At 68.3% G+C, this 12,892-nt stretch carries 9 protein-coding genes; 5 read left to right on the forward strand and 4 right to left on the reverse strand.

Annotation, left to right across the window (positions count from 1 at the left end):
* Together KGM94_RS17450 and trpB are read left to right on the forward strand one after the other, a co-directional pair.
* A partial coding sequence (locus tag KGM94_RS17450) for a phosphoribosylanthranilate isomerase (RefSeq protein WP_300261879.1) occupies nt 1-441 on the forward strand: 441 nt, incomplete at its 5' end.
* The gene (trpB, locus tag KGM94_RS17455; RefSeq protein WP_300261882.1) at nt 438-1,655 is read left to right on the forward strand and encodes a tryptophan synthase subunit beta; all 1,218 of its coding nucleotides are present in this window, start codon (nt 438-440) and stop codon (nt 1,653-1,655) included. The genes KGM94_RS17450 and trpB, both read left to right, overlap by 4 nt.
* A 79-nt stretch (nt 1,656-1,734) precedes the next feature.
* On the opposite strand, the gene KGM94_RS17460 is transcribed toward trpB, so the two are convergent.
* The gene (locus KGM94_RS17460) at nt 1,735-2,079 is read right to left on the reverse strand and encodes a DUF559 domain-containing protein (RefSeq protein WP_300261884.1); all 345 of its coding nucleotides are present in this window, start codon (nt 2,077-2,079) and stop codon (nt 1,735-1,737) included.
* Between the two features lie 72 nt (nt 2,080-2,151).
* On the opposite strand from KGM94_RS17460, the gene trpA reads away from it, so the two are divergent.
* The 3 genes from trpA (at nt 2,152) to KGM94_RS17475 (ending at nt 5,382) form a co-directional block, all read left to right on the forward strand.
* Nucleotides 2,152-2,988: a tryptophan synthase subunit alpha gene (gene trpA / locus KGM94_RS17465; protein WP_300261886.1), complete on the forward strand. Its 837-nt coding sequence runs from the start codon at nt 2,152-2,154 to the stop codon at nt 2,986-2,988.
* Nucleotides 2,989-3,100: 112 nt separating this feature from the next.
* Entirely contained in the window at nt 3,101-4,042 is a 942-nt protein-coding gene (gene accD / locus KGM94_RS17470; RefSeq protein ID WP_300261889.1) for an acetyl-CoA carboxylase, carboxyltransferase subunit beta, read from the forward strand.
* Nucleotides 4,039-5,382 (forward strand): folylpolyglutamate synthase/dihydrofolate synthase family protein, encoded by a 1,344-nt coding sequence (locus KGM94_RS17475; protein WP_300261891.1) that lies wholly within the window; start codon nt 4,039-4,041, stop codon nt 5,380-5,382. Before accD ends, KGM94_RS17475 begins: the two co-directional genes overlap by 4 nt.
* Before the next feature lie 226 nt (nt 5,383-5,608).
* Here the strand turns inward: KGM94_RS17475 and trxA are convergent, their stop codons facing one another.
* From trxA to addB, 3 genes are all read right to left on the reverse strand, one after another.
* On the reverse strand, nt 5,609-5,929 hold the full coding sequence (gene trxA / locus KGM94_RS17480) for a thioredoxin (RefSeq protein WP_300261894.1): 321 nt from the start codon (nt 5,927-5,929) through the stop codon (nt 5,609-5,611).
* A 67-nt stretch (nt 5,930-5,996) separates the two neighbouring features.
* The gene (addA, locus tag KGM94_RS17485; RefSeq protein WP_300261899.1) at nt 5,997-9,509 is read right to left on the reverse strand and encodes a double-strand break repair helicase AddA; all 3,513 of its coding nucleotides are present in this window, start codon (nt 9,507-9,509) and stop codon (nt 5,997-5,999) included.
* Nucleotides 9,503-12,649, reverse strand: a complete 3,147-nt coding sequence (addB, locus tag KGM94_RS17490) for a double-strand break repair protein AddB (RefSeq protein WP_300261902.1) — start codon at nt 12,647-12,649, stop codon at nt 9,503-9,505. Before addB ends, addA begins: the two co-directional genes overlap by 7 nt.
* Between the last annotated feature and the right edge of the window lie 243 nt (nt 12,650-12,892).

A 12,892-nucleotide genomic window follows, 5' to 3' on the forward strand; every position in this document is an offset into this window, starting at 1 on the left:
GATGCGCTGGCGCCCGATATCCTGCAACTCCACGGCAAGGAAAGCGTCGCGCGGCTGCGTGACGTCAGGCAGAGGTTCGGGCGCCCCGTGATGAAGGCGGTGCCGGTCGAGACCAAGGCCGATCTCGCCGTGCTGCCCGGCTATGCCGCAGTCGCCGACCGCATCCTGTTCGACGCGCGCCCGCCAAAGGAGGCGACCCGGCCCGGCGGGCTCGGGGCGCCGTTCGACTGGCGCCTGCTCGAAAAGCTCGATCTGGCGCTGCCCTACATGGTCTCCGGCGGCCTGCATGCCGGCAACGTCGCGGAAGCGCTGCGCCTCACCCGCGCCGGCGGCGTCGACGTGTCCTCGGGCGTCGAAAGCGCCCCCGGCGTCAAGGACCCCGGGATGATCGAAGCCTTCATTCGCGCGTGCCGCGCCAGTCAAGAGTTGAGCGTCAGATGAACATCGCCAAACCAAATTCCTACCGTAGCGGCCCCGACGAGCGCGGCCATTTCGGTATCTTCGGCGGACGGTTCGTCGCGGAAACGCTGATGCCGCTGATCCTCGACCTGGAGAAGGCCTATGCCGAGGCCAAGGCCGATCCGGCGTTCCAGGCCGAGATGAACGGCTATCTCAAGCACTATGTCGGCCGGCCTTCGCCGCTCTATTTCGCCGAGCGCCTGACCGGACATCTCGGCGGCGCAAAGATCTATTTCAAGCGCGAGGAGCTCAATCATACCGGCTCCCACAAGGTCAACAACGTGCTCGGCCAGATCATGCTGGCGCGCCGCATGGGCAAGAAGCGCATCATTGCCGAAACCGGCGCCGGCCAGCACGGCGTTGCCACCGCGACCTTGTGCGCGCGCTTCGGCCTCGACTGCGTGGTCTATATGGGCGCCGTCGACGTCGAGCGGCAGCAGCCCAACGTCATCCGCATGGAGATGCTCGGCGCAAAAGTGTTTCCGGTGCAGTCCGGAACGCGCACGCTGAAGGACGCGATGAACGAGGCGCTGCGCGACTGGGTCACCAACGTGCACGATACCTTCTACTGCATCGGCACGGTCGCTGGCCCTCATCCCTATCCGATGCTGGTGCGCGACTTCCAGTCCGTGATCGGCAACGAGACGAAGGCGCAGATGCAGGAGGCGGAGGGCCGGCTGCCGGATTCGCTGGTTGCCTGCATCGGCGGCGGCTCCAACGCCATGGGCCTGTTCCATCCCTTCCTCGACGATCCCTCGGTCGAGATTATTGGCGTCGAGGCGGCGGGCCATGGGCTCACGCAGCTGCACGCGGCCTCGATCGCCGGCGGCCGTCCCGGCGTCCTGCACGGCAACCGCACCTATCTCCTGATGAACGACGACGGCCAGATCCAGGACGCGCATTCGATCTCGGCCGGTCTCGATTATCCCGGCATCGGCCCCGAGCATTCCTGGCTGCACGAGATCGGCCGGGTGAACTATCTGTCGGCGACCGACGACGAGGCGCTCGCGGCGTTCCAGCTGCTGTCGCGGCTCGAAGGCATCATCCCGGCGCTCGAGCCCGCGCACGCCATCGCCAAGGTGATGGAGCTCGCGCCCAGGCGGCCGAAGGACCACCTGATGGTCGTCAACCTCTCCGGCCGCGGCGACAAGGACGTCCCCCAGGTCGGCGACATCCTGAAGGGCAAGAAGAAGTGAGGCGCGCGTCGCACTTTCCTCACCTCTCCCCGTCGGGGAGAGGTCGGCTGCGCAGCAGCCGGGTGAGGGGTCTATCCTCTCACTCGAACCGCAAGGATGTCTCGATCAGCTCGAGGACTCCCTCGAGATTTTCGTACACGTCGGTGTTCGAGACGCGAAGCACGAGAAAGCCGCAGGCCTCGAGGATCTCGGTACGAGCCTTGTCCCGCTCAATTTCCGACGGGCTGGAGTGTGTCACGCCATCGACTTCGACAATCAGCTTTCCGTCGAGCGTGACGAAGTCGACGACGAACCGGTCGATCGGATGCTGGCGGCGGAATTTCCAGCGCGCGAGCTGCCTGTTGCGCAGCGCCTGCCAAAGCTTTGCTTCGGCGCTTGTCTGCGATGCGCGGAGCTTTCGTGCTCTTGCCTTGAACCTCTCCATCCCCCTCACCCGGCTGCTTCGCAGCCGACCTCTCCCCGGAGGGGAGAGGTATAGCACAGCGACCGTCCAGCCATGACAACGCGTATCGACACACGTTTCGCCCAACTGAAGAAGCAGGGCCGCTCGGCCTTCGTCACCTTCCTGATGGCGGGCGATCCCGATCCCGCGACCTCGCTCGAAATTGTCAAGGCGCTGCCGAAGGCGGGCGCCGACGTGATCGAGATCGGCATGCCCTTCACCGATCCGATGGCCGACGGTCCGTCGATCCAGGCCGCGGGCCTGCGCGCGCTGAAGGCCGGCATGACGCTGAAGAAGACGCTGGAGCTGGTGCGCGGCTTCCGCAAGGACGACAACGCCACGCCGATCGTGCTGATGGGCTACTACAACCCGATCTACATCTACGGCGTCGACAGGTTCCTTGCCGATGCGAAGACCGCCGGCGTCGACGGCCTCATCATCGTCGACCTGCCGCCGGAGGAAGATACCGAGCTGTGCGTGCCTGCGCTGAAGGCGGGCCTCAACTTCATACGCCTGGCGACGCCGACCACCGACGACAAGCGCCTGCCGGCCGTGCTCGCCAACACCTCGGGCTTCGTCTACTACGTCTCGATCACGGGCATCACGGGCGCGGCGGCCGCGGATTCCGCCGACGTCAGCGCGGCGGTCGCCCGGATCAAGCGCCACACCAACCTGCCGGTCTGCGTCGGATTCGGCATTCGCACGCCGGAGGCGGCGCGGGCCATCGCTTCGCATGCCAACGGCGCGGTGGTCGGCACCGCGCTGGTGGATGCCTTGCGCGGCAGTCTCGATTCGGAAGGCCGGGCGACGGCCAAGACCGTCAACGCGGTCGCCGAGCTTGCGGCGTCCCTGGCCCAGGGCGTGCGCGGCGCGCAACAGGCGGCGGAATAGGCCACAATTCCGGCCTTGACGCACGACAAACGGCAGCTTGCCGGGGAGAGCCCCGGCCGCCATATATCCACCGGGCGCCCCCCGAAAGCGGGGCCGCTAACCGGAGCAAACCATGAACTGGCTCACCAATGTGGTCCGGCCGAAGATCCGCAACATGCTGCGGCGGGAGACGCCGGAGAATTTGTGGATCAAGTGTCCGGATTCCGGACAGCTCGTGTTCTACAAGGACGTCGAGGCCAACCAGTTCGTCATCCCCGGCTCGAACTACCACATGCGGATGGGCGCGGTGGCGCGGCTGAAGTCGATCTTCGACAATGAGACCTGGTTCGACGTCGCGCTGCCGGAAGTCGCGGCCGATCCGCTCAAATTTCGCGACGAGAAGAAATACGTCGATCGCATCAAGGATGCCCGTGCGCGCACCAATCTGAACGACGCCATCAAGGTCGGCTACGGCAAGCTCGAAGGCGCGGCCGTGGTCATCGCCGTGCAGGATTTCGATTTCATGGGCGGCTCGCTCGGCATGGCCGCCGGCGAAGCCATCGTGCGCGGGCTCGAGCTTGCGGTCGAGAAGAAGGTGCCTTTCATCGTGTTTGCGGCCTCGGGCGGCGCGCGCATGCAGGAGGGCATCCTGTCGCTGATGCAGATGCCGCGCACCACCGTCGCAGTGCAGATGCTGCGCGAGGCCAAGCAGCCCTATATCGTGGTGCTGACCAACCCGACCACCGGCGGCGTCACCGCGTCCTACGCGATGCTGGGCGACGTGCAGATCGCCGAGCCCGGTGCGCTGATCGGCTTTGCCGGCGCGCGCGTGATCGAACAGACCATCCGCGAGAAGCTCCCCGAGGGCTTCCAGCGCGCCGAGTATCTCAAGGAGCACGGCATGGTCGACATGGTCGTGCATCGCCACGATTTGCGTCCGACGCTGGCGCGGCTCTGCCGCCTCTTGACGAAGTCGCCCGCGCTGGACGGCGCATCGAAGCCGGCGCAGCCGGTCACGACCGCTGCACAGATCGTATCGGCCCCCGAGGTGGCGCCGGCCGCGCCGCACGCGTGAACGCGGCCGCCGACAGCCCGAATTCCGCGCTCGGTGACGTGATCGGGCGGTTGTCCGCGCTGCATCCCAAGCGGATCGATCTCGGGCTGGAGCGGATGCAGCGCCTGCTCGCGCGGCTCGACCATCCCGAGCGCAAGGTGCCGCCGGTGATCCATATCGCGGGCACCAACGGCAAGGGATCGACGCTCGCCTATCTCCGCGCGACGCTTGAAGCGGCCGGCCTTCGCGTCCACGCCTATACCTCGCCCTATCTGGTGCGGACCAACGAGTGTTTTCGGCTGGGCCGGGCCGGCGGCGGTCTGCTGGTCGGCGACGACGAACTGCGCGCCGCGCTGGAACTGGTCGAGCGCATCAATGCCGGCGAGGCCGCCACCGTCTTCGAGCTGAAGACCGCCGCCGCCTTCCATCTGTTCGCGCAAAATCCCGCCGACGCGCTGCTGCTCGAAGTCGGTCTCGGCGGGCGGCTCGATTCCACCAATGTGATCGAACAGCCCGCGGCCTGCGTCATCACGCCGATCTCCATGGATCACACCGACTTCCTCGGCGACACCATGAGCGCGATCGCCGGCGAAAAAGCCGCGATCATCAAGCGCGGCGTGCCCGTGATCTCGGCCGAGCAGACGCCGGAGGCGATGGCCGTAATCGAGGCGCAGGCCAGGCGCATGCGCGCGCCGCTGTTTGCCGTGGGCGAAAGCTGGCACGTCAATGTCGAACGCGGGCGGCTCGTTTACCAGGACGATCGCGGATTGATGGACCTCGCCGCACCGCGCCTGTTCGGTCGCCACCAGTTCGACAATGCCGGCCTTGCGATCGCGACCCTGCGCGCGACACGGGCCTTCAGGGTGCCCCATGCGGCGTTCGAGTCCGGTATCGTCAATGCCGAGTGGCCGGCGCGGATGCAGCGCATCACTTCGGGCGCGCTGTTCGACTGGGCGCCGAGTGCCTGCGAGATTTGGCTCGACGGCGGCCACAATGCCGAGGGCGGCCGCGTCGCCGCCGCGGCGCTCGGCGATCTCGAAGAGCGGGTGTCGCGCCCGCTGGTCGTGATCGCGGGCATGATGGGAAACAAGGACGCGCAGGGCTTCCTCGCCAATTTCGCCGGTCTTACCCGCCACATCGTCGCGGTGCCGATTCCCGGCACCGAGAACGCGATGCCGGTCGACCGCCTCGCGGACGCCGCGCGCGGCCTCGGCATGCGCGTCGAGATCATGCCGGGGATCGAGGCCGCCCTGCGCGCGCTGTCGCGGCTCGCCTACGAGGTGCCGCCGCGCATCCTGATCACGGGCTCGCTGTATCTGGCCGGCCATGTGCTCGCCATCAACGGCACGCCGCCTGCATAAGACTCTCGTGTTCCGGACAAGCGCAGCGAAGCGGAGCGCCGATCCGGGACCCAGAATCCACAGTCGCGATGAAGCAGTGTGGGCCCCGGCTCAGCAGCGCATCATTGCATGCTGCGCTGCGTCCGGGGCACGAGTGAGGATTCCGGCGCATGAGTGAGGATTACGTGTGCCATAAAAAACGGCCGGCGTGACGCCGGCCGTTCTCGAAACTATCCTGTGGTGCGGATCAGACCGCCGCCGAGATCCACTGCTGCAGCTTCGCCTTTGGCGCCGCGCCAACCTGGCGGGAGGCCATCTCGCCGCCCTTGAAGATCATCAGGGTCGGGATCGACATCACGCCATACTTCGAGGCGGTCTTCGGGCTCTCGTCGACGTTGAGCTTGACGATCTTGACCTTGTCGCCCATCGCGCCGGCGATCTCGTCGAGCGCGGGGGCGATCATCCGGCAGGGGCCGCACCACTCGGCCCAGAAATCGACGACCACCGGGCCGTCGGCCTTGAGCACCTGGGCTTCGAAATCGGCGTCAGAGACCTTGCCAACGGCCATGGGAATACCTCGTTCGGTTGAAGGAAAGGGCGCGACGGGAATCGCGCCCTGGGATCATCCGGTCAACCTATGAACGGCTCCTTGCCGGGTCAAGTTCGCTCACGCCGAGCTGAACGGATGCCAGCGCCGCGTCCAGCGCGGAGACGGAAATCTCCGCAAATTCAGCGGTTTCGGTCCAGAGCAGGGCGGCGCGGATGGCGTGCTGGGGATAAAGCCTGGCAAGCACCGCCCGGTACAGCGCGAGCTGCCGGACATAGGCCGCGGGCGCCTCGGCGGCCGCCCCGGGCAGGGCCCGGTTGGTCTTGAAATCGACGATCAAGACCTCGTCCGGCGTGACGGCCAGCCGGTCGATCTGGCCGGAGACCAGCGCCGGCGGCCGGCCTGGCCGCTCCAGCCGCCCGACGATTGCGACCTCGGCCCGGCTGCCGGCGGCAAACACCGCCGCAAAGCGCGGATCGGCGATCAGCGCGAGCACCTTTTCGGCGAGGGTCGTACGCTCGGCCTCCGCCCAGTCGGTCGCGTTGCGCGCGAGGAAGGCCAGCGCCGCCTCGCGCCGCCGGTCGAGCGCCAGCTCGGGCAGCGATTGCAGCAGCCGGTGCACCAGCGTGCCGCGCTCGAGCGCCAGCGCGCGGGACTGCACGGATTTGCCTGTTCGTACGACACGTCCCTCTCCGGCGGCGGCTTGCCCCGACGGGCGCACCCAATCGTCCTCGGCCGCCTCGCGCGGCGCCGGCGTGCGCAGCCAGTCCGGCAGTGCGATCCCTTCGGCGACCGCGGTCGCCGGGGCGCCGAGCGCCGCGACGTCCGCAGCCTGCGAGAAGCGCGTCACCTTGCCGTGCGGCGTTTCGATCACCTGCTTCTCCAGGCCCGAACCGGCGAGCCCCTTGTCGATCAGATCGTACCAGCAGAGCTTGCGCACCGACTTCATGTTGCCGGGCATGCAGCCGCCGACGATCAGCCGGTCGGCCGCGCGCGTCATCGCGACGTAGAGCAGGCGACGATATTCGTCCTCGGTATCCCCAAGCATCGCCTCGCGCGCGGTGGTGACTACTCCGGGATCGTCCGCCTTGCGGCCGGCCCACACCACGACTTCGCCGCCATTGCCGCGCGGCACCTGGATCAGCCGCAGCCGCTGCGTGTCGGAGGGCGAGGACGTGGTGTCGACCATGAACACGACCGGGGCCTCCAGGCCCTTGGCGCCATGTACGGTCATCACCCGCACCTCGTCGCGCGAGATTTCCATGTCGCGCTTCACCTCGGTGTCGGCCGCGCGCAGCCAGGCCAGAAAGCCCTGCAGCGAGGCCGGCGCCTTGCGCTCATGGCCGAGCGCGAGCTCCAAGAACTCGTCCAGCGCGTCGTTGGCCTCGTGGCCGAGCCGGCGCAGAATGCGCGCGCGGCCGCCGTCGCCGCCGAGCAGCCAGGCATAGAACGCGAACGGCGTCTCAGCGCGGGCGCGCGCCTCGCAGGCTTCCAGCCGGCGCAGCGCGACCGAGAACTTCTCGCTTTCCCCCGCATGCTCGCCGAGCGCGCGGCGCAGCGAGCCCTTGCGGTCGCGGGCGAGGGTGAAGAGATCGTCGTCGTCGAGGCCGAACAGCGGGCTCTTCAGCGCCACTGCCAGCGCGAGATCGTCCTGCGGCAGCAACAGCGCATCAGCGAGATTCATCAGGTCGATGATTGCGATGTGCTCGGTGAGCTTGAGCCGGTCGGCGCCGGCGACCGGAATGCCGGCGTGCTTCAGCGCCTGGATCACCGCGTCGAACGCGTTGCCGCGCCGGCGCACCAGCACCAGCATGTCGCCATAGCACAGCGGCCGTCGCTCGCCCGTGTGCCCCGTCAGCGTGCCGCTCTCCACCAGCCGCCTGATCTCGGCCTGGATGCGGCGGGCGAGCTTGACCTCGGGGCTCGTGACCGCGATGCCGTCGAACGGCGCGCGCCAGCCCTCGAGATCCTGCCGGTCGTCGGCGACCGCGAGGTCCCACAGCTCGATCAGGCTCGGGCCGGCGTCGGCGAGCGCATGGTGCAGGGGATAGGTCTTTTCCGCGTGGATGCTGCGATAGATGCTCTCGTCACGGAAGACCTGGTCGACCGTCTGCAGGATCGTCGCGCCCGAGCGGAACGAGTACGTGAAGGAGACGGGATCGAACTTCAGTCCGGCGGCCTCGAACTTGCGCCGCAGCTCATGACGGCGTTCGTCGAATTCGTGCGGCGCTGCGCCCTGGAACGAGAAGATCGACTGCTTTTCGTCGCCGACCGCGAAGATGGTGCGGGTGAGCCCGTCGCGCGCGCCCGCGCCGGCGGTGAATTCGGAGATGATATGGGCGACGATGTCCCATTGCCGGGGGCTGGTATCCTGCGCCTCGTCGATCAGCACGTGATCGACGCCGCGGTCGAGCTTGTAATGCACCCAGCCCGAGGTGACGCGGTCGAGCATTACAAGCGTCTTGTCGATGAGATCGTCATAGTCGAGCAGCCCGCGCTCCTGCTTCTCGCGCCGGTAGTTCGCCGCCGCGGCGGTCGCGATATGCAAGAGCGCCGCAGTGCGGTCGCGCACGGTGGCCGCACGCCGCCGCTCGATCAGCCCGGTGAGCCGCTGTGCCTCCGCCTCGAACAGGCGGGCAATCGCAGGATTGTTGGTCGCGAAGTTGTTGGTAATGACGGTCGCGCGGGGTTTCTGTTCCGCCTCTGTCAGAAAGACGCAGAGGTAGATCTCGATCTGCTCCGGCGCGGAGCGCGCCGCCGCGTCGCGCAACCGGTCGGCCTGCTTTCGATCGGCGCTGGAGCTGGTGTCGAGAGCGGCGGCGATCTCCAGCCAGCGCGCGCGCGGCAAAAACGGCCCGTCGACGATCTCGCTCTCGATATCCTCCAGCCGGTCGGCAGGATCGACGCCGAGCACTTCCGCCATCTGCGCAGCCGCAGCCTCGACGCTGCCGGCCGCATCGGTCCAGGCCATGAAGTGGTCGCGGCTGAGGCAGGCTTCTCGCACCACGTCCTTGAAGGTGACGTCGGCCGCGTTCGCCATCGCGGTCAGAAGCGCACGGCCGGTCGGGCTGTCGGGATTGCGTGCAGCCTCCAGCAGCACCTTGAGGTTCGCGCGCTCCATCATGTCGGTCTGGTCGCGCTCGTCGATCACGGCAAAGCGTGCCGGCACGTTGGCCTCGAACGGAAACTGCTGCAAGAGGCGCGTGCACAGCGCGTGGATGGTCTGCACCTTCAGCCCGCCCGGCGTCTCCAGCGCGCAGGCGAACAGCTTTCGCGCCTCGCGCCGCAGCTTTGCGTTGGGATGGGAAATGCCGGCCGCGCGGATCGCATCGTCCAGCGCGGCGTCGTCGAGCGTCACCCAGTGGCCGAGTGTGGTGAACACCCGCTCGGCCATGTTGGCGGCGGCGGCCTTGGTGAAGGTGATGCAGAGGATCTTTTCCGGCGGCACGCCCGACAGCAATAGGCGGATCACCCGCTGCACCAGCACATGGGTCTTGCCCGAGCCGGCATTGGCTGAGACGAAGGCCGACGCGGCGGGATCCGAGGCGCGGGCCTGCGCCGCGCGGAGCGCGTCGGGGATGGGGCGCGGCGCCTTCACCATTCCTCGATCCCCGGGCCGCCGGCGGCGGACCATTCCTTGATGCGCGCGAGGTCGTCATAGGCGCCGTAGCGGTTCGCCCACATCGGCAGGTTCAGCGACGTGTAGGCCTGGGTCTCGTCGTCGAAGGCCCGGATCAGCGCCTCCAGCTTGCGCCGTGCCTCGTCGGCCGCCGTGTCCGGCGGCTGCGCCGTGTCGCCCGGCTTGATCTTGAGCTCGAGGATACGCTCCTCGCCCGGCGGATTGTTGCCGCTGAGACGGACATAGACGAGCTGGCTCACCGACGCGCCGGCGTCGATCCCGGGGAAGCCGCCGGCGCGCAGGATCGCGGCTTCCAGCGTGAGTTGCGGCGACAGGCCCATTCGCACCTGCTTGCCGGTCGGCGGCTGGCCGGTCTTGTAGTCGAGGATGGCGTAGCTGCCGCCCTGGCGCCGCTCGATGCGGTCCGCGCGCGCCGACAGATGGAAGATGCGCTCCTTGTCGAGCGCGATCTCGATCTCGCCTCGGGCTTCGGCCGCAACGGTCTCGATCTCGCCGCGCCGCGCCAGCTCCCATTCGGCAAACCAGCGCGCGATGCGCTGGAAGCGCGGCCACCACAGCGCGCGCGCCTCGGGCCGCTCCATCAGCGGCGAAAAATGCTTTTCGCCGATGTCGCGCAGCGCACGCGCGGGATCGTCGGGCAGGCGGTCTGCGAAACTTTGTGTGAACTCGCCGATGGCGTCATGGATCGCGGAGCCGCGGTCGGCCGCCGACAACGGCATGTCGACGGGATCGAGCGCGTCCAGCCGCAGGATGTGCCTGGCGTAGATCGTGTAGGGATCGCGCAGCCAGTCCTCGATCGCGGTGACCGAGAGTTTGAGCGGCCGCGTTGCGCGCGGCGGCCGCGGCTCCGGCTGCTTGATCGGTTCGACCTTGTCGGGCCGGTCGAGCTCGTGCGCCCACGCAATGTATTTTTCGCCGGCGCGCTTGGCGGCCTTCCAACGCGTATCGCCCGCCACCGCCTCCAGCCGGTGCAGGAAGCGCGAGGCCACCGCCGGCGCGCCGCCGGCCTTGGCCGAATGGGTCAGGATCACCTCGTCGGCGCCGAGCAATTGCGCAAAGTCGTGCGCGGAGAGGCCGATGCGCCGTTCCGGCAGGTCGAGCCCGAGCTCGTGCCGCATCGGTCGGCTGAGCCAGGGGTCGATGCGCGGCGCCGGCGGCCACACGCCCTCGATCAAGCCGCCGACGATGATGCGGTCGGCCTGCATCAATCGTGATTCCAGCGGGCCGTAGATCTGCAGCCGCGCGCCCGGCCTGTCCGGCCGCCGCACCGCGCGATCGCCGAACGCGGTCTGGAACACGTCCGGATAGTCCGGCAGCGGCACCATCAATCCGCTCCTGGTCTCGCCGCGCAAGAGGTCATCGAAGGCGGCGGCGAGCTGCAGGCCCTCGCGTTCCTCGAAGGCAAGCGGGATGCCCTGCTCGTCGGCCGACAGCGCGATCAGCGTCTCGCGATGCCGGTGCGCGATCTCCGCGAAATCATGGGGCCGTGACGATGCGAGGTTTTCGACCGGCGCCAGCGCCTGCTGCAACGCCAGGATCAGCGCGTGAACACGTTCCAGCGCGCCCGGCTTCAGTCGCGTGCGCGGCTCGGAAGCGTGCAGCGCGGAGACCTCACGCCGCTGCAGCTTGGCAAGCTCGTTGCGGAAGCGGGTGAAGTCGCGCAGCAGCCCTGTGGTGCCTGCGGGCGGCCGTGTTCCACGCAGCAGCGCAAGCTCGAGATCCTCGATGGCGTGCGTCCACGCGCTTGCGGGGCCGCCGAGCCGGCACAGCGGGTGCTTGAGCAGCGCGAGCAGCGTCGGCGGCTCCAGTCCCCTGGTCGCGGCTTCGGCCGCGAGGCGGGCGAAGATGCCGGCCGGCGCCTCCATCAGCACGTCGCCGCCGGAATCGTCGTAAGCCAAATTCCAGCGCGTCAGCGCCGCCATCACCCGCCGCGCCAGCGTGCGGTCGGGCGTCACCAGCGCCGCCGATCTGCCGAGATGGCGCGCCTCGCGCATCGCGATCGCGATCGCCAGCGCCTCCATCTCGGGATTGGGCGCTTCGACGACGGCGAGGTTCGTCATGCCGCGGGCGATTTGCGCCGCGACATCCACCTGGCTCAGCCGTTCCTGCCATCGTTCGGTCTCGCTCGACGGCCGCATCGCCTCGGAGGCCAGGAGGTCGCGGCCGGCAGGCGAGGGGACCCCGAGGACCTCGACGTCGCTGCGCTTGAGGCCGAGGCGCTGCAGCAGGCCATGCATCGCATATTGCGGATGGTTGGAGGCGGGATGCGTCGCGTATTTGCCCTGCGCATCCCTGACGCCGCCGATGATGCGCCAGGCGTCCTCGTCGAGATCGGTGTCGAGCCCGGGCAGCACCACGGCGCCATGCGGCAGCGCCGCGACCGCCTGGAGAAACCTTGCGGTGGCCGGCATCGAGCCGGTCGAACCTGCGGCGATCACGGGGCCGTCGGCCTTCGCGGTCAGGCGTCTCGCTTCCGCCGCGATCAGGAGGTCGCGCCGCGCCGCCGGCTCGATCCTGTTGATCTCGGCGAGATGTTTGGGCCAGGCTTCCCGCGCGATGCGCAGGAACTGCAGCGAGTGCTGCCAGTACTGGTCGAGCTGGTCAGGCACCAGCGTGTCGAGCGCACGCCAGTCGACGCCGCGCGTGACCATGTCGTCGATCAGCCGCGCCAGGTCGGAGGCGAGCGCCAGCGTCGAGGCGGGGCCGCCGACGACGAGCGGGGCCAGCACCTCGCCCTTCGCCCAGGCGGCGACGAGGCGCGCCAGCGTGAGCCGACGTTCCAGCTCGCCGAGCTTCGGCGGAGTCTCGAGCGAGGCGGCGCCGGAAAACTCCTCGGTCTCGCCGGCGAAAGCGAGTTCGTCCTCGTCGATGTCGCCGAGCGCGACGATGCGCGGCAGCACGGCCGCGTCCGCCTTCATCTCGTCGAGAAAGATCTCGCGCACCACGCGCATCGCGCGCCGGGTCGGCAGGTAGAGCGTGGCGTCCGCCAGCCGCGCCGGCTCCGTCCGCGCCTCGAAGCCCGCGACCAGCCGGCCGTCGAGCAGGCTGGCCGCGACCGTGCGCAGGAATGGAACCGAGATGGGAACGCTGAAGACGCGCATGGGCTGCCTGATTCGGGAGTCAGGATGCATCATGGCATGGGCATATTTGAGGTGCGATTGCTAAAGTCGGGGTGGTGCGGATGGCCGCTTTGTCCCTGCTGTTGGCGGCATTTTGTAGATTTCATGGGGCGGTGAGCGTGGCCTTTCCGATAGGTTTGGGTTTCCTCACTCGAACCCACGGAGAGTCAGATGCAAGCATCGACCATAGGCACGCCCACCGCCGGCCATAATGGCACAATTTTT

The sequence above is a fragment of the Bradyrhizobium sp. genome (assembly GCF_028868675.1).
Classification (GTDB): Bacteria; Pseudomonadota; Alphaproteobacteria; order Rhizobiales; family Xanthobacteraceae; genus Bradyrhizobium.